This is a genomic window from Asaia bogorensis NBRC 16594 (assembly GCF_001547995.1).
Classification (GTDB): Bacteria; Pseudomonadota; Alphaproteobacteria; order Acetobacterales; family Acetobacteraceae; genus Asaia; species Asaia bogorensis.
This window is the reverse complement of record NZ_AP014690.1, coordinates 1,943,159-1,959,756: the sequence shown is the minus strand read 5'-3', so window position 1 is coordinate 1,959,756 and position 16,598 is coordinate 1,943,159. Positions and strand designations below refer to the sequence as shown.

Sequence of the window (16,598 nt, the reverse complement as noted above, 5' to 3'; positions counted from 1 at the left end):
CCTGCGTTCGACGGCCTTATCTCGTTTAGGATGTTGCATGTCCGGCTGCGCGAAGGCTGCGGACTTACAGGCGATAGGAATCGTTACCGGTCACGATGGGCGACCGGGCTTCGCGGTAGTTGCTGCCGCTGCGTGAACGATGATCCTCGATCATCGAATAGACCAGCCCCTCGCTTTCAGCATCGAATACCCTGTGAGGGTGAGCATTTCTGATTGGATAGATTGCCTTGGTATAGGCGTGCGGGCCCGTGATATTGAATGTCGTGACCGCGCCCGCGCCATGCACCTCGGGACGATAGGTCAGGATCTTGGTCATCACGAGCTGGATCACCCGCCTCAGATAGGGATGACCGGGCCGGGCGATGAGAAACCATTGCTGGTATTCTCCACCCTGAACATAGGCGATCGAGGCACCAATGCCCCATCCCTTGTGCAGCCCGGAGCCTGACATGTTCCATTGCGAGATCAGATACGTATCATCCGCGCGTATCATCTCATCCAGCGGACGTGACGTCGTCGATTTGAGGTCGAGATAAACCCCACCCAGCTTGTAGATCAGCAGATAACGGAAGAAATCCGCCTTGGCGGCGCCGTATTCCCCGCCAATCATCAGGTATATTTTCAGCACATCCCAGCCATAATGCTCGGATATGAAATCGAAACGTGCAGCCTCGTCCCACAGCCTGAGCGACCATCCCGAATTCATCTGGGCCGTGCGCTCGATATTGGCTGCAATGGCGGGGTCCAGTGTCGCCACATCATTGCAGATGTAATGCAACAGACGCGGCACGGGCTCGGATGATATCTGTGCTGGCGCGATGACCGGGAAGCGGCGCAGGCTGAGGCAAACGAGTTCGCTCCAGCTGGCGCGTTCCATGACCAGATCGCGTGAGCCGTCAGGGGCGTGCGACCAGATGGCGCCGGAGGCATCGCGAAGCTGATACACGGCGGGCGCTGTCTGATGCAGGTTCCACCCGGCAGGTGCATTGAGCAACAGGCGGCGTTGCGTATCGATGCCGAGCAGGGTTTGCCCAGTGCCCTCCAGAACCGTGCCGCGAATGGGACTGTCTGTATTCGGCGTGAGGCTATCAGTTGTCCCGTTTGTCCCCATTCCGGGCGTTTCTTGCCCTGCGGCCCCCATTTCGGGAGTCTCTCTCCCGTTGGGGATGAGGACATCCCCGAACATGGTCACGAGGGCTGTGTCAGACATCGTGCGGATCACTTTCCGTTACGGCGTGAGGCTCATGAGGGAGGAACTCCCCGATTTGCCGCACCGCCTGCGCAAGGCTCACACGCTCGACATCGACGCCTTCAGGGAAAGCGGAAAGGAGGCGTGAGGGCATGCGTCGATCGAGAATGACGAATACCCCGCGGTCATCGCCCTTGCGTATCAGCCGGCCAAAAGCCTGACGCAGTTTCATACGCGTGAGACGGTCGTCGTAATCGCGCGGGTCGTCGGGGGAGAGCGCCTTGCGCCGCTCGCGATGCAGGATATCGGGGCGCGGCCACGGTGTACGCTCGAAAACGACCAGACGCAGCGCCTGACCCGGCACATCCACGCCGTCGCGCATCGCATCTGTGCCGAGCAGGCAGGAATGGAGTTCGGTGCGAAAGATATCGACCAGGGTGGCATTATCCATCGTATCGACATGCTGCGCGTAAAGCGGCAGGCCTGCTTCCTCCAGCGGTGCCGCAATCCGCTGATGCACGGCGCGCAGACGGGAGATGGCGGTAAACAGCCCCAGCGCACCGCCTTCCGACGCCATGAAAAGCAGCCTGTAGGCGCTTGCCAGCGCATCGAGATCGTTCGGTGGAACATCCGTGACGATCAGCGCGCGTGTCTGGCTGGCGTAGTCGAATGGGCTGAGCAGCGAGGCCCGCATGGGCGGCTTGATGAAATGCGGCGTACCCAGTCGCGTCTCGGCCGCCTGCCATCCCTGTTCGACCAGACGGGGGTCAGGGCCGCTCTCACCCTGCGGGGGTGTCTGGTCACGCAATGTGGCCGAGGTGATCAGGATGCCATGCGCCGGCCCCTGCATGACTGAGGCAAAGGGAATGGTCGGGTCGCGCCAGTGACGGTGCAGACCGATATCGCGCTCCCCCGGACGGCCGGGGACATATTCGATCCGGATGAGATCGATGAACGCACTTCCCGATTCAGGGGTGTCGCCCAGCACGGTGTCGAGCATGGCGATCCAGCCCTCTACACGCGAAATGGCCCGCCGGCGGATAGAGCGTATCATGGCCTCGATACGCAGCCTCTGCGCCGCTTCCAGCGCGTCATCCGGCTCGCTCAACAGGGCCTTGAGTCGCTCGACGAGGGTTTCGAGCGGCGTGAGCAGGCGTCGCAGCGCCGTATCGAAAGGCTCTACTGCCCCCCTGAGCGTCTCGCCAGCCGGGTGGAGCTCACATTCGGACGTGTCCTGTCCCGCCGCGCCAATGCGGCGCGCTTCGAGCTGCGCTCTGAGCGCCCGGAAAAACTGTTCGGCGCTGTTGGTAATCAGCTCCGGCACCTCCGGCTCCGTCGCGTCATCCTCCCCATTGAGGCGACCGAGCCAGCCCGGTGCGGGCAGGGCATGGGCTGCGGAGAGAATGGCATCCAGCGGCGATTCCAGCGCCGGGGAGGTGGCAACGAGGTCCTCCAGCCGCCGGCGTAATCCGCGCGCCCGCGAGCGGCTGCCCTCGGCGCCGAGCAGCCAGCGTCGCAGCTCCGCCGCCTCCAGTCCCGAAAGGGCGAGCGAGAACGCGCTATCTGCCGCCTCGGGCAGGTGATGCCCCTCATCGAAGAAATAGCGCGTTGGAAGCTGGTCCTCATCAGGCACATCATCACGTGCAAGGCTGGCCCAGCTTGCCTGCGACAGCACAAGAGCATGATTGGCGATCACGAGATTGGCGCCGCGTGCCCGACGAATGGAATGTTCGACAAAGCAGGTCTGATAATGCGGGCAAGCGCCGTGGATACATTCGCCCCGTCTGTCAGCCATGCCATAGATCGTGCTGGTACCGAAGATATCGCCAAACCAGCCTGGCAGGTCGCCCCCCATCAGATCGCCATCTTCGGTTGCTTCAGCCCAGCGGGCCAGCATGGACAAGCCGACAAGGGCAGCAGGTGAGGGGTTTGGCCTCGACGCCAGCGTGTTGACTGCGTCTTCCATGTTCAGAAGGCAGAGATAGTTCTCCCGTCCCTTGCGCAGAACGACTGTATTTCGGCGTTCGGCATCATCGGGATAGAGGCGATGCAGCTCCTGCTCGATCTGACGTTGCAGATGCCGCGTATAGGTGGAGATCCAGACCGGTCCATCATTCTGTTCGGCCCAGACACTGGCCGGGGCGATATAGCCAAGTGTCTTGCCTGTCCCAGTCCCGGCCTCCGCCAGCACGATTTCCGGTATCCCGAATCCCTCACGTGGGGCGAGGGCGTGGGTGACGGCCGAGGCATAATCGGCCTGACCCGGGCGCGTCTCGGCCTTGTTACCCAGAATGGCCGAGAGGCGGGTACGCGCCTCGACCGGGCTGACGGGGCGGCTTCCCGGCGGTGGTCTTTGCGCCAGCTCCTCCCAGCGCGGCAGTCGCCGCCAGACGCGCAACGCCTCGTAAGGATGGCGCTGTCTTGAGGGAGTTGCGGCCAGTTCCGTCTCGACAAACGCCGCCCAGGCCCAGCCTGCACGAGACAGAAGCGGAAGCAGGGCCCGCATGGTGTCCGCCTCGCCCGTCTCTGCCAGACGGGTGAGACTCTGGCGCAGCGTTTCGAGAAGCTGATGCAGAAAATCGGCCTCGCACGGGTCAGGGGCCATCATCCCCAATGCCAGAGCCATACCCCGAGGGGTCGGCACGACAGGGCGTGTGGGAAAGAGAAACAGGAACAGTTCGAGCAGATCGAACCACGGCACGACCTGACCCGGTGGCGTGAGACCCAGTCTCCTGATTGTGGCCGGACCGTGAATCAGCAGCGGTGGGGGGAGCGTCGCCAGCAGCTGCGCCGCCTCATTCGCGTCGAGGGAGAGAAGCTCGCCATCCGGTGTCAGAACCGACGCCCGCGCTCTGGTCGTTACAAGGGCAGGGGCATCATAAGGTAAGGCGCGGGAGGGTGTGGGCATCACACTGACCATAGACGCACTCGCGCTCGCCCGCCAGCAGAGCGTTTCCTTTGCCATATGCGACCTGGAGCGGGGTGGAATGGGCGCGTTGGGCAGCCTGTGAAGAAGAGGGGTTAACGCCAACTTGCTTGACCCGGGGCGGAACTATTTCTAGTTTTCGACCAATCATGTCCAGCATTGCAAAAAACAACGCCTCCCTCACTCCAGACGCCCTCGACCTGCCAAAAGCATGGCCGTTCGAGGAGGCGCGAAAAATCGTGGCCCATGTCGAGGCACGAGGCGGCGATGCTCCGGCCCTGCTCGAGACCGGTTATGGCCCGTCCGGCCTGCCCCATATTGGCACTTTCGGTGAAGTCGCGCGCACGACCTGGGTGCGTCTGGCCTATGAACGCCTGACGGGACGCAAGACACGTCTGCTGGCTTTCAGCGATGACATGGATGCGCTGCGCAAGGTTCCGGGCAATGTCCCCAATCAGGAGATGCTGGCGCAGCATCTCGGCCTGCCGCTGAGCCGCATCCCTGATCCGTTCGGCAGATTCGAGAGTTTCTCGGCACATAACAACGCGATGTTGTGCGAATTCCTCGACCGTTTCGGCTTCGAGTACGAGTTTGCCTCCGCAACCGATTATTACACATCGGGCCGGTTCGATGCGGCGTTGCGCCGTATGCTTGAGGTGCATGACGAGGTCGTGGCGACCATTGCGCCTACGCTGGGTGCCGAACGTCGCGCAACCTACTCGCCTGTGCTGCCCATTCATCCGCGCACCGGTCAGGTCATGCAGGTGCCCGTGACCAAGGTCGATCCGATTGCCGCCACCGTGCAGTGGCAGGACCCCGAGACGGGTGAGAATTTCGAGACCTCCGTGCTGGGTGGTCTTGCCAAGATGCAGTGGAAGGCCGACTGGGCCATGCGCTGGTACGCACTGGGCGTCGATTACGAAATGTCGGGCAAGGACCTGATCGATAGCGTCAAGCTGTCCAGCAAGATCTGCCGTATTCTTGGCAAGGCCCCGCCCGCGGGCCTGACCTACGAGCTGTTTCTGGACCAGAACGCCCAGAAGATCAGCAAGTCCAAGGGAAATGGTCTGTCGATCGAGGAGTGGCTGCATTACGCGCCGCCCGAGAGTCTGGCGCAGTACATGTTCAATCAGCCAACACGCGCCAAGCGCCTGTTTTTCGATGTCATCCCCCGTGCCATGGACGAGTATCTGGCCAATCTGGACAAGGCTGTCGAGACGGAAGACGAGACCACGCTGCGCGCTAACCCGGCCTGGTTCATCCATGGCGGCACGCTCGACAAGGGGCTTTCAAGCCCGGTCTCGTTCACGGCCCTGCTGAATCTGGCCTCGGTCGCCAATGCCGAGACCAGCGATACCCTCTGGAAATTCCTGCGCCGTTACGACCCGAGCCTCTCGCCGGAAACGCACCCCTATGTCGACCGTCTGGTCGGCCATGCTCTGGTGTATTTCAAGGAGTTCGTCCGCCCGGCCAAGACGTTCCGTGCCCCGACCGATCTTGAGCGCGTTGCCCTGCAGGATCTGGCAGACGCCTTGAAACTGGCAGACCCCGGACTATCTCCTGTTCAGGTTCAGGATATCGTCTTTGAAATTGGCAAGAAACATCAGATCCAGCCGCTAAGGGCGTGGTTCGGGTGTCTCTACGAGGTGTTGCTCGGGCAGACCGAGGGACCGCGCTTTGGCATCTTCGCTTCGCTTTTCGGCCTGCCGGAAACAGTGGCGCTGATCGAAAATGCTCTTGCCCGCGATGTTGCCGTGGCTGATGCCAATAACTGACAGGTGAAGAGACGATCAGCAGCCTTGATTGAGGGTTCATGACCGTTCAGGAACAGACAACACCCTGCTGTGAGGAAGGCGAGGCCAAACCTGCGAGCCCTTGGCGACGCGTGGCCTGTCGTCTTCCAGCGCTGCTGGGGCTCGTTCTTCTGGTGGCGGCAATCTACGTTATCCAGAAAGAGCTCAAATCGCTCTCTCTTGCCCAGATTAGGGGCGCTCTTCAGGCCATACCGGCACAGGCATTGCTGGCTGGCGTGGGCTGCACCTTCCTGTCCTACTTCATCCTGTCATTCTACGACCGGCTGGCCTGTTATCATATCGGGTCAAAGCAGTCGTTCCTGCGCACAGCCTTTGCAGCATTCTGTTCATATGTGCTCTCGCATAACCTGGGCTGCTCGGCCATTTCCGGCGCTGCCGTGCGCTTTCGGCTTTATCGAAATTGGGGGGTGTCGCCCGGCGGTATCGCCCAGATCATTGCCTTTTGTTCCACCACCTATCTGCTTGGTGCGATGGCGCTCATAGGCGGCGTGTTCCTGTTCGAGCCCGGCCATATCCCGCTTGTGGCTCATCTGCCCCATCTGGTCCTGCAACTGGGTGGTGCAGCGGCCTGGCTCTGCGTGCTCGCTTATCTCGGCGTGTCGCTGCGATATCGCCAGATGCGCATCTGGCGTTACACGCTTGACGTGCCGGGTTTTCGCGTGGCTGTGGCACAGGTCATTGTCAGCGCCGCCGACATGGCGATGACAGCGATGATTGCCTATGTCTTGTTGCCTCCCGAAGCGGCAATCGGCTTTCCGGCATTTCTCGCCATCTACATTGCCTCCTACACTGCCGGTCTGGTCGCGAGTGTGCCGGGTGGACTGGGCGTGTTCGACGGCGCAATGCTTCTGGCGCTTGGGCCCTATCTGCCCACCCCGCAGATCCTTGGCGTTATTCTGACCTTCCGCCTGTTTTATTACATCATTCCACTCTTTCTGGCCGGTGGCATGTTTGCCGTTCATGAGCTCTTTCTGCGTGGTGATGCGGCTTGGGCACGGCGCCGCGGCGGGGCGGCAGCGGGTGCTTTTGCACGGCGTCCAAGCCAGGTGGTGCGTGAGTCCGAGGCCGATTTTTCGGTGACGGTCGCGACAGGTGTGGTGGCCGGGACCGGCATATTGCTTGTGTTTTACGCAGTGGCCGTTCCTGCGCCCCTCCTTGGCACGCCATTCACCCATCTCATGTTGCAGCTGGCAGAATTCCTTTTGTGCCTGACCGGGGTGATGCTTGTGGGGGTCGCCGCAGGGCTGGCGCAGCGCGTGACTGCGGCATGGCGGGCGGCGCTTACGCTATTGGGCGTTGCCATTCCATTGGTCATCCTGCGGCAGGGGCCTCTAGCGATTCCGCTTTGCCTGATGATGGTGATGTTCCTCATCGCGCCGTTTCGGTCGTGCTATTATCGCAAAGCGCGGCTCTTTGCCGAACCCCTCAGCCCGACACTTATGGCGCCGGTCACGCTCTGGATCATCAGCCTCGGCAGCGTGGGGCTGTTTGCCCTGCGCCATCATCTCGGCCATGCTTGGTGGCGGTCGCTCATCTATGATGCGCATACCTCGGTCGTTCGCTGGGCGCTTGGCATTTCGGCTCTGCTCGGCATTGTCGCCGTCATCCAGATGCTGCGTCGAAGCCACGTTCTGGTGCGTCCCTGGGACAAGGAGAGCGAGACGCTCTACCGCAACCTGGCTCACGCCCTCGAGGAGCTTGGCCCCCGTCGCCCGAGTGGTCTGATCCTCAATGACAATGGCCGTGCCGGTATCCCGTTTCTGCGCACGGGTCAGTTCATCATCGGCGTTGGAGACCCTGCCGGCGCGGAGACCGAGTGTATTGCTGCGATCTGGCGGCTGCGCGATCTCGCCCTTGAGGAGGGGCGTCATCCCGTGTTCATCAAGGTGGGACAAGCGCTTCTTGGGGTCTATCATGACATCGGCATGACGGTCTGCCCCAACGGTCCGGGTGAAACCGGGGCGCTGTGCTGCCTCGCGCAGGATCTGCAGGCGGTCAAGGCGGTGCTGGGCAGTGAGCACAGGCGGCTCAAACGCCTTCTGCACACGAGACGTTTCCTGTCGGTCAAGGCCCGTGCCGATCGGGCCGCCGGGTGATGCACCTGCCCCATGTGTTGACGCAACAGGTCAGGATCAGCGACGTAACGGCCATCTGGCTGATGGCTTATTCGGCCCTGTTCTCGATCGTCAACCCTCTGGGCGCCTCGCTTATCTTTGCGCAAACGACCCTTGGTCGCCCACGAGCACAGGTGGTCCGTCTGGCCCGGACCGTCGGGTTCTATTCCTTCATCATTCTGATGGTGTCGGTGTGGCTGGGTGGGTGGATCCTCAGTTTCTTTCGGATCACCATTGATGCATTGCGCGTGTCTGGTGGTCTTGTCGTCGCTTCGCGCGCATGGGCGCTTCTGTTGGCGCCAGAGGAGAGCGAGGCGCGCAAGGAGCGGCAGGTTTTCGACCATGATACTGCCAACGCAGATAACGACCTGGGAGACAGAGCGTTTTTCCCTCTGGCCATGCCGTTTACCGTGGGGCCTGGCAGTATTGCCGTGGCCATTGCCCTGAGTTCGGGTCGTACGCTTGGGGCCTCGGCTGCCAGCTACATCATCGGCTTGTCCCTAGCGGTACTTGCCGTCTCCCTGACCGTGGTCATTTTCTACACCTATGCCGAGCGCATCGTCAGCTCGCTTGGACGGACCGGGGCGCGCATCGTTAGCCGTCTTGCTGCCCTCATTCTGCTTTGTATCGGTATCCAGATCCTGTTCGCGGGGCTGGAGGGGTTCGTTGTCTCGACACTCAAGCATATGCGCCAACTCAATTTGCTGGATTAAACTGAGCTGAGCTGAGCTGGGCAAGCGGGCAGGGCTTTTCAGGCCAAGGCGTTGCGTATCTCATGGCGCAGGGCAGGGATGACCTCCTCGCGGAACCAGGGCGCTCGCTTTTCCCACACACCCGTTCGCCATGATGGATGTGGCAGCGGAAAGTAACGGGGCAGATAATCCCGAAAGTGACGAACACGATCCGTTACGGATCTACGCCCCAGCGTGTAATGCTGGCTGTAGGAGCCAACCAGCAGGATCAGCCGCAGCTCCTTGAGATGCCCAAGAAGCTGGTCGCGCCATGCAGGTGCGCATTCAGGACGGGGTGGCTTGTCACCGCCATTCGGCAGGCGACCGGGATAGCACAGCCCCATGGGCAGAATGGCGACTTTGGCCGTGTCGTAAAAATCCTCCTCGGAGAGAGCCATCCATTCTCGCAGACGTCGCCCCGAGGGATCGTAGAACGATTTGCCGCTCTCATGGGCAATGGTGCCGGGCGCCTGGCTCGCGATGAGGACACGCGACGTTGGCGAGACATGGATGAGCGGTTTGGGGTCGAGGGGCAACGAGGCTTCACAGATACGGCACGCTCTGACGCGCGTTACCAGATCTGCGAGGCTCTCCTGAGGTTTTGGGGTTGGCAACTCAGAAAGACCACGCTTCGAGTGGCGGCAAGGCGCTGAGTGTCAGTGCGTACTCGGCGCAGGTTTCGTAATGAGGCGTATCACCCCCCCTGTGGGAACGGAACAGCACAAAGTGCTCCGTCATGACCGGCTTGCCGCGCATCAGATTATTCCCCTGAATCCAGCGAATGACCTCGGCGCCCGGATCGCCGTCAAAAACGCCCAAGGTGATGTGAGGCATAAACCGCTTCTTCTCGAGAGCAAGACCGCACCGCCTCAGGGCGGTATCGATCTTGCCCTGCAGGGTCATCAGGCTGCTGGACGGCGCCACGCCTGCCCAAAGACGTGACCGGGTGCCCTGTGTCGCAATACCTACCCCACTCGGCTCGATCTGGACGGGCGTGGTGGTGATGGCGGCCAGCGTATGGTCAAGCTCCTCCATCATCGGCCGAGAGCGGATATCGCCGATGAAGCGCAGGGTGAGGTGATAGGTCTCCGGTGGGTGCCATGTCACACCGGCGATGGGACGGCGCAGGGACGACAGAAGACGCTTGTGCTCGCTGGCAAGGTCGAGAGCAGTGAACAGACGCATGAACACTTCCTGTCAGGCGGGATGAGCCAAGAGTGGCCCTTTGGCGGAAGGATATCCCCGCAGGGACCGGATCAGAGAGGGCAGGAGCAGAGCCGACATGCAGGATGCGGCGTGGGGCGCGGAATGAGGGTGGGAGTCAATTCGATAGCGTTTGAGATCCGTTCTGTCGTAACGTCACAGCCTATAACGCACCGCATCGCAGCGGTTTCGGCAAGCGCGGTGAATGTATCTTAGAATGTCGTTCCTCGCGGCCGACTTGACCACTATGCTAAAAGCGCCACATTGAAGAAACAAAAGGCCAGTCCGGCCAAATCTCAGGAAAGGGTGTCATGGCTTTCGTTCCAAATTCTCGATCTGGTAATACCTCGGGTAACACCGGAGCCGCCAGGGTCGATACGGTCGATGCCGGTTTGCGCGCCTACATGCTCAGCGTTTATAACTGGATGACAGCGGGGCTGGTGGTGACCGGTTTCGTGGCATATGCCGTAGCCGAAACCTCGTTGCGTGACCTCTTCTTCCAGCAGGTTCTGACGCCGGGTGGCATTCTGACCCGCCCGACGGGGCTGGGAATGCTCACGATCTTCGCCCCGCTGGCCTTTGTCATGGTCATGTCATTCGGTGTGAACCGCCTGTCGCGTCAGACTGCGCAGGGTTTGTTCTGGGCTTTCTGCGCCGTGATGGGCGCCAGCCTGTCGAATATTCTGATTGTCTATACCCATACCTCCGTGGCGAGCACGTTCTTCGTTACAGCAGCAACGTTTGCGGCGATGTCTCTGTGGGGCTACACGACCCGCCGTGACCTCAGTTCGCTTGGCTCGTTCCTGTTCATGGGGCTTATCGGTCTGGTTATAGCCAGTCTGGTCAACATGTTCCTCCACAGCCCCGCCATGTCATTCATGGTGAGCCTGATCGGTGTGGTGCTGTTCACGGTGCTGACAGCGTTTGACACGCAGCGTATCCGCGCAACCTATCAATACTACCTGTCCTATGTGGGGCCGGAGGAAATGGGCAAGCGCAGTGTTTACGATGCGCTTTCGCTTTATCTGAACTTTATCAACCTCTTCACCTTTTTGCTCCAGTTCATGGGCGTTCGTAATAATAACAACAGCTGACTACTGATCTAGATCAATCGTTTATTTGAGGGGGCGTGTCACAGGCACGCCCCTTTTTGTTTATTCAGACTATTTCGGTCTGGATAACTTGTTATTTCTGTCTGAACTGAATCTAAAAAATCCGCAATGAATTGCGGCAGAAAAGCGATAATGTACGCTAAAGCCCTGATTCTAAAGATGAACACTTGTGTTCAAATTGTGAACAGCCCCATGAAAAGTCTTGATCAGTGCTTGCTTTGCAGACCAATCGGGCGGAAACAACAGAACAGAGCTGGGCGCTGATGCCCAGCGTGCAGGCAGGCGGTTGATCAACCGGTCGATCGCCTTGCCGAAGCAAGGCGAGGCAAGGATGAGACGTGTCGTGGTCGGAGCGTTCAGAGCCACCGGCAGACGTAACGTTACGTCTTCATACGATCCCGGTCGTATGATGATGTCACGTTGCGGCGCGATACGTATCGTTCACTGGAATAGGAGAGATGGATGACATCCCCTGAAGGTGTTGTCGCCATGTTCGACCAAGCCGTGGTCGGGTTCAGCGGCAGCGTAGCGCAGCCAAAAAGCTTGACGGTCGGTTCAACGAGCGGGGCAGACAATGAACAATAGACTCTTGCCGAAGTTGCGGCGGCTACTGCCGCTGGCGCCGGCGTTTTTCCTCTCCGGTTGTACGCTCGATCTTCTCGATCCGCGTGGCCCGGTTGGGCTTCAGAACCGTAACGTCATCCTGATCGAACTGGGTGTGATGCTCTGCATCGTCATCCCTGTCATCATCATGACACTGTACTTCGCCTGGAAGTATCGCGAGAGCAACACATCGGCTGAGTATCTGCCGAACTGGGATCACTCGACGAAGATCGAATTCTTCGTCTGGGGCGTCCCGGCTGTTGTGATCGTCATCCTCGGCGCGATCGCGATCATCACGAGCTATACGCTCGACCCCTATCGCCCGCTGCATTCGGCTGAGGCGGCAGGGCGCAAGCCTCTGAATGTCGAAGTTGTCGCACTCGACTGGAAATGGCTGTTCATCTACCCCGACCAGGGTGTTGCAACGGTCAACCAGCTTGCGGTGCCGGTCAATACGCCGATCAACTTCCGCATCACCTCTGACTCGGTCATGACGTCGTTCTTCATCCCGCGTCTGGGCTCGCAGGTGTATGCCATGGCTGGCATGCAGACGCAGCTCCATCTTCTGGCCAGTGCGCCGGGCGATTACCTGGGCGAAGCAGCGCACTACACGGGTCGCGGCTTCTCTGACATGAAGTTCCGCACGCTCGCCATGACGGATGAGGATTTCAACCAGTGGGTGGAAAAGGTGAAGGGCGCGTCTGACTCGCTCGACTCAGCCGACTATCCGCAGGTTGCCGCTCCGCAGGAAGCAGCACCGGTCAAGTATTTCGCGCATGTTCAGCCGAACCTCTTCGACAGCATCGTGGCCAAGTATAACAACGGTATGGTCATCGACAAGTCGACGGGTCAGGTCATGCACATGCAGTCCGCCATGTCCGACATGCAGATGAAGGAATAGGGACACATGCTAGGTAAGTTAACACTTTCGGCGATACCGCTGGACGTGCCCATTCTCGTCGGCACGTTCTCAGGTGTAGTTATCGTCGCGCTCGCCGTTCTGGGTGCCATCACCTATTTCGGCAAATGGGGCTATCTGTGGCGTGAATGGCTGACCTCGGTCGACCACAAGCGTCTGGGTATCATGTACATCGTACTGGCCCTCGTCATGCTGTTCCGCGGCTTTGCCGACGCCATCATGATGCGCAGCCAGCTCGCTCTGGCCTATAATGGCAACCCGGGCTATCTGCCCCCTCACCATTACGACCAGATCTTCTCCGCCCATGGCACCATCATGATCTTCTTCATGGCCATGGCGTTCATGACGGGTCTGCTCAATGTCATCGTGCCGCTGCAGATCGGCGCACGCGACGTGGCGTTCCCGTTCCTGAACTCGCTGAGCTTCTGGATGACCACGATCAGCGCTGTTCTGATCAACGTATCGCTCTTCATCGGTGAATTCGCTCAGTGCGGCTGGCTGGTCTATCCGCCGCTGTCCGAGCAGCAGTTCAGCCCTGGCGTTGGTGTGGATTACTACATCTGGGCCGTGCAGCTTGCCGGTGTCGGTACGTTGCTGACTGGAGTAAACTTCTTCGTCACCATCGTGAAGATGCGCGCTCCGGGCATGGGCTGGATGCAGCTCCCCGTGTTCACCTGGACGGCTTTCGTCACGGTCGTTCTGATCATGGCAGTCTTCCCGGTTCTGACGGTCACCCTGGCCGAGCTCGCGCTTGACCGTTATCTGGGTATGCACTTCTTCACCAATGATGGCGGCGGCAGCGTTCAGCTGTATCTCTCGCTCATCTGGACGTGGGGTCACCCGGAAGTTTACATCCTGGTTCTGCCGGCCTTCGGTGTGTTCTCGGAGATCACCCAGACATTCTCGCGCAAGCCCCTGTTTGGCTACCGCGTGATGGTTTACGCCACGCTTGCGATCGGCGTTCTGTCCTTCATCGTCTGGGCTCACCACTTCTTCACCATGGGCGCAGGCCCGAACGTCAATGCCTTCTTCGGTGTTGCCACGATGATCATCGCCGTCCCGACGGGCGTGAAGATCTTCAACTGGCTGTTCACCATGTACAAGGGCCGTATTCAGTTCAACGGCATCATGTACTGGGTCATCGGCTTCATGGTCACCTTCTCCATCGGTGGCATGACGGGCGTCATGATGGCGATGCCGGCAGCCGACTTCGTGCTGCATAACTCGCTGTTCCTGATCGCTCACTTCCACAACGTCATCATCGGCGGTGTGTATTTCGGTTATGTCGCAGGTCTGAACTTCTGGTGGCCGAAGGTTCTCGGCTTCAAGATGAACGAGTCCTGGGGCAAGCGCGCCTTCTGGTGCTGGTTCGTCGGTTTCTACCTTGCGTTCGTGCCGCTCTATATTGCCGGCTTCGAAGGTATGACCCGTCGTATGAACCATTACGACAATGCTGACTGGCATGTTCAGATGCTCATCGCTGCTGCCGGCGCTGCCGTCATTGCAGTGGGTGTTGTCTGCCAGCTGATGCAGATCTACGTCTCGATCCGCGATCGTAACCTGGCCGAGAACCGTGACTTCACGGGTGATCCGTGGAACGCACGTACGCTCGAATGGTCGATGTCCTCGCCCCCGCCCGCCTATAACTTCGCCGTCCTTCCTGACGTTCACGGTATCGATACGTTCCATACCGAGAAGCAGATGGGCCGTCGCAGCTATGAGGGTAAGGTGCTCGCACCGATCCATATGCCGAAGAACACGGCTGCCGGCTTCTTTGTCGGTGCCTTCAGCTTCGTGCTTGGTTTCGCAGCGATCTGGTACATCTGGTGGCTTGCCGCACTCGCCCTTATCGGCGTGTTCGCGACGGTCATCCTGCGCAGCTTCAACAATGATGTGGACTACTATGTCCCGGTTAGCGAAATCGAACGCGACCAGGAAAATTATGTCCGCTCGCTGACAGCACAGGCGGCAGAATAACAATGGCAAATATCTCAGCAACGCCGCACGGCACCGCACACGGCATCGATGATCACGAACACCACAACACGAACAACGTGTTTGGTTTCTGGATCTACCTGATGACGGACTGCCTCCTTTTCGGGACGCTGTTCGCCACCTTCGCTGTCATGCGCACCCAGTTCGCTGGTGGCCCGACGGGCAAGGAGCTGTTTGATCTGAACGGGGTAGGGCTGGAAACAGCCCTCCTCCTGCTCAGCTCGATCACCTTCGGTTTCGGTATGCTTTCGGCTTATGCCCGCAAGCAGGGCGCCATGCTTGCATGGCTCGCCATCACCTTCGTGCTCGGCCTCGGCTTCCTTGTTCTCGAAATCCGCGAATTCGCTCACCTTATCCATGAAGGCGCCGGACCGGATCGCTCTGCGTTCCTTTCCGCTTTCTTCACGCTGGTGGCGACGCATGGTCTTCACGTGACCTGTGGTCTGGTCTGGATCGCTGTTATCATGGTCCAGAGCTTCAGCGCGCAGGTTTTCAGCACACGCTATATGGACAAGCTCCAGTGCCTGAGCCTCTTCTGGCACTTCCTGGATATCGTCTGGATCTGCGTGTTCACCTTCGTTTATCTGTTGAGTGTGATCTGATGAGCCAAGCATCGACCCATCAACACGAAGGCGAGTCTCACGGCAGCTTCGCCTCGTACATCATCGGCTTCGTGATTGCGGCCATCCTGACGGTGGCGGCTTTCGCTATCGTCGAGATGCACCTCATGACCCCCGGCGTGACCTTCGGTGTCATCGCCGCGCTGGCCGTGGTTCAGATCTTTGTGCATCTGATCTACTTCCTGCACATGAACAGCAGCTCGAGCCAATCCTGGAACAACACGGCATTTGCCTTCGCGGTCATCTGCGTGCTGATCATCATCGGTGGAACGATCTTCATCATCCACGATGTCAGCATGAACATGATGTCGCGCTGACGCGATCTGTCTTCCAGCGTCTTCCTCTCAGGGATACGCCGGAAGTTGATCATGCCGGTGAAACGGAAAAGGCCCGGGGGAGAAATCCTCCGGGCCTTTTCTTTTGGCAGCGTTGCCCTGCGGCGGCTTTGCCTGCCGTGACAGAGCTACGGTCTCGTCTGCCAGTGGTCGGGGGAACTGCAACGGGCTGCCGCGCAGGCGACACGGATGACAGATACAAAAAAGGCCCAATCATTGATCGGGCCCCTCTCAGAAACGCGTTGCGTCTCTCAGTCCTTGTGCGGCTCCGGCGAGAGCATGGCATCCTTGCCGGGTTTATCTTTCCACTCATCGGCATCCGGCATGGCGTCGATCTTGCGTGTGATGTTGGGCCACACGGCAGCATATTTGCTGTTAACCTCGAGCCACGGCGTCGCACGGTCGTCGCTGTCGGGCACAATGGCCTCAGCAGGGCATTCGGGTTCGCAAACGCCACAATCGATGCACTCATCGGGGTTGATTACGAGGAAGTTCTCGCCTGCATAGAAGCAGTCAACCGGACAGACTTCAACGCAATCCGTGTATTTGCAGCGTATGCAGTTTTCGGTGACCACATAGGCCATAGGTGTCTCCGATCTTAAGCTGGGGCCAAAGGCCCGAGAGGATCCCGGGAGGCAATAGAGAGACGCCGTCTGGGATTTTCCAATAAGGGATGCCGCAGATAGGCGGAAGTTTCGGTCTCTGGCAAGCATATGTTTACGGCAAGCCACGGCAAATTTGCCTTGTGGGCTCAGTCCTCGCCAATAACCTCGTAAAGCAGGGCGGCCTCGGTGGCAGAACCCCGGCGTTCGGCGAGGGCGAGAACACGCCAGATACGGACCTCGGGGCGCGGATGACCGGGGAGTCCCAACACATCGCCCACACGTATCTTGCTATGGGGCTTTGTCGTTACCTGACGATTGATCCTGATGCGTCCTTTTTCCACCAGCGCGGCGCAATCCTGCCGCTGGCGGCACACCCGGGCATGCCACAGCCACAGATCGAGCCGCTGATAATCACGCTCCGCATCAGACATG

The 16,598-nt window shown here is 59.7% G+C and carries 14 protein-coding genes; 8 read left to right on the top strand and 6 right to left on the bottom strand.

Annotated features, from left to right (window positions below):
- Window positions 1-64 precede the first annotated feature (64 nt).
- Together Asbog_RS08770 and Asbog_RS08765 are read right to left on the bottom strand one after the other, a co-directional pair.
- Window positions 65-1,210, bottom strand: a complete 1,146-nt coding sequence (locus Asbog_RS08770; protein ID WP_062164835.1) for a glycosyltransferase family 32 protein — start codon at window positions 1,208-1,210, stop codon at window positions 65-67.
- Window positions 1,203-4,097, bottom strand: a complete 2,895-nt coding sequence (locus Asbog_RS08765; RefSeq protein ID WP_062165822.1) for an ATP-dependent DNA helicase — start codon at window positions 4,095-4,097, stop codon at window positions 1,203-1,205. The genes Asbog_RS08770 and Asbog_RS08765 overlap by 8 nt, the downstream gene beginning before the upstream one ends.
- A gap of 167 nt (window positions 4,098-4,264) precedes the next feature.
- Here Asbog_RS08765 and Asbog_RS08760 point away from each other — a divergent pair, with 167 nt between their 5' ends.
- From Asbog_RS08760 to Asbog_RS08750, 3 genes are read left to right on the top strand one after another with little or no spacing between them, the layout of a single operon-like run.
- Entirely contained in the window at window positions 4,265-5,890 is a 1,626-nt protein-coding gene (locus tag Asbog_RS08760; RefSeq protein WP_062164834.1) for a lysine--tRNA ligase, read from the top strand.
- 38 nt (window positions 5,891-5,928) lie between these two features.
- Window positions 5,929-8,025: a lysylphosphatidylglycerol synthase domain-containing protein gene (locus Asbog_RS08755; protein ID WP_062164833.1), complete on the top strand. Its 2,097-nt coding sequence runs from the start codon at window positions 5,929-5,931 to the stop codon at window positions 8,023-8,025.
- Window positions 8,025-8,756: a MarC family protein gene (locus Asbog_RS08750; protein ID WP_062164832.1), complete on the top strand. Its 732-nt coding sequence runs from the start codon at window positions 8,025-8,027 to the stop codon at window positions 8,754-8,756. Before Asbog_RS08755 ends, Asbog_RS08750 begins: the two co-directional genes overlap by 1 nt.
- A gap of 38 nt (window positions 8,757-8,794) precedes the next feature.
- Here Asbog_RS08750 and Asbog_RS08745 read toward each other — a convergent pair whose 3' ends face one another.
- Together Asbog_RS08745 and thpR are read right to left on the bottom strand one after the other, a co-directional pair.
- Window positions 8,795-9,388: a uracil-DNA glycosylase family protein gene (locus tag Asbog_RS08745; RefSeq protein WP_062164831.1), complete on the bottom strand. Its 594-nt coding sequence runs from the start codon at window positions 9,386-9,388 to the stop codon at window positions 8,795-8,797.
- 1 nt (window position 9,389) lies between these two features.
- Window positions 9,390-9,959 (bottom strand): RNA 2',3'-cyclic phosphodiesterase, encoded by a 570-nt coding sequence (thpR, locus tag Asbog_RS08740; protein ID WP_062164830.1) that lies wholly within the window; start codon window positions 9,957-9,959, stop codon window positions 9,390-9,392.
- Window positions 9,960-10,288: 329 nt separating this feature from the next.
- Here thpR and Asbog_RS08735 point away from each other — a divergent pair, with 329 nt between their 5' ends.
- From Asbog_RS08735 to cyoD, 5 genes are all read left to right on the top strand, one after another.
- On the top strand, window positions 10,289-11,071 hold the full coding sequence (locus Asbog_RS08735) for a Bax inhibitor-1/YccA family protein (RefSeq protein ID WP_083510803.1): 783 nt from the start codon (window positions 10,289-10,291) through the stop codon (window positions 11,069-11,071).
- 592 nt (window positions 11,072-11,663) lie between these two features.
- Window positions 11,664-12,593 (top strand): ubiquinol oxidase subunit II, encoded by a 930-nt coding sequence (cyoA, locus tag Asbog_RS08720; RefSeq protein ID WP_062164828.1) that lies wholly within the window; start codon window positions 11,664-11,666, stop codon window positions 12,591-12,593.
- A 6-nt stretch (window positions 12,594-12,599) separates the two neighbouring features.
- Window positions 12,600-14,588, top strand: coding sequence for a cytochrome o ubiquinol oxidase subunit I (gene cyoB, locus Asbog_RS08715; RefSeq protein WP_035443866.1), 1,989 nt, complete (start codon window positions 12,600-12,602; stop codon window positions 14,586-14,588).
- 2 nt (window positions 14,589-14,590) lie between these two features.
- Window positions 14,591-15,208 (top strand): cytochrome o ubiquinol oxidase subunit III, encoded by a 618-nt coding sequence (gene cyoC, locus Asbog_RS08710; protein WP_062164827.1) that lies wholly within the window; start codon window positions 14,591-14,593, stop codon window positions 15,206-15,208.
- Window positions 15,208-15,543 (top strand): cytochrome o ubiquinol oxidase subunit IV, encoded by a 336-nt coding sequence (cyoD, locus tag Asbog_RS08705; RefSeq protein ID WP_062164826.1) that lies wholly within the window; start codon window positions 15,208-15,210, stop codon window positions 15,541-15,543. The genes cyoC and cyoD overlap by 1 nt, the downstream gene beginning before the upstream one ends.
- Before the next feature lie 269 nt (window positions 15,544-15,812).
- Here cyoD and fdxA read toward each other — a convergent pair whose 3' ends face one another.
- The gene (gene fdxA, locus Asbog_RS08700) at window positions 15,813-16,145 is read right to left on the bottom strand and encodes a ferredoxin FdxA (RefSeq protein ID WP_023978416.1); all 333 of its coding nucleotides are present in this window, start codon (window positions 16,143-16,145) and stop codon (window positions 15,813-15,815) included.
- Window positions 16,146-16,312: 167 nt separating this feature from the next.
- Window positions 16,313-16,597, bottom strand: a complete 285-nt coding sequence (locus Asbog_RS08695; protein ID WP_062164825.1) for an RNA-binding S4 domain-containing protein — start codon at window positions 16,595-16,597, stop codon at window positions 16,313-16,315.
- Between the last annotated feature and the right edge of the window lies 1 nt (window position 16,598).

Bases quoted from the DNA above. Each gene is read 5' to 3' on its own strand.
- Asbog_RS08695 (WP_062164825.1), bottom strand. From the start codon at position 16,597: ATGTCTGATGCGGAGCGTGATTATCAGCGGCTCGATCTGTGGCTGTGG.
- Asbog_RS08770 (WP_062164835.1), bottom strand. From the start codon at position 1,210: ATGTCTGACACAGCCCTCGTGACCATGTTCGGGGATGTCCTCATCCCC.
- cyoD (WP_062164826.1), top strand. From the start codon at position 15,208: ATGAGCCAAGCATCGACCCATCAACACGAAGGCGAGTCTCACGGCAGC.
- Asbog_RS08765 (WP_062165822.1), bottom strand. From the start codon at position 4,097: ATGCCCACACCCTCCCGCGCCTTACCTTATGATGCCCCTGCCCTTGTA.
- cyoA (WP_062164828.1), top strand. From the start codon at position 11,664: ATGAACAATAGACTCTTGCCGAAGTTGCGGCGGCTACTGCCGCTGGCG.
- Asbog_RS08750 (WP_062164832.1), top strand. From the start codon at position 8,025: ATGCACCTGCCCCATGTGTTGACGCAACAGGTCAGGATCAGCGACGTA.
- fdxA (WP_023978416.1), bottom strand. From the start codon at position 16,145: ATGGCCTATGTGGTCACCGAAAACTGCATACGCTGCAAATACACGGAT.
- Asbog_RS08735 (WP_083510803.1), top strand. From the start codon at position 10,289: ATGGCTTTCGTTCCAAATTCTCGATCTGGTAATACCTCGGGTAACACC.
- Asbog_RS08755 (WP_062164833.1), top strand. From the start codon at position 5,929: ATGACCGTTCAGGAACAGACAACACCCTGCTGTGAGGAAGGCGAGGCC.
- cyoB (WP_035443866.1), top strand. From the start codon at position 12,600: ATGCTAGGTAAGTTAACACTTTCGGCGATACCGCTGGACGTGCCCATT.
- cyoC (WP_062164827.1), top strand. From the start codon at position 14,591: ATGGCAAATATCTCAGCAACGCCGCACGGCACCGCACACGGCATCGAT.
- Asbog_RS08760 (WP_062164834.1), top strand. From the start codon at position 4,265: ATGTCCAGCATTGCAAAAAACAACGCCTCCCTCACTCCAGACGCCCTC.
- thpR (WP_062164830.1), bottom strand. From the start codon at position 9,959: ATGCGTCTGTTCACTGCTCTCGACCTTGCCAGCGAGCACAAGCGTCTT.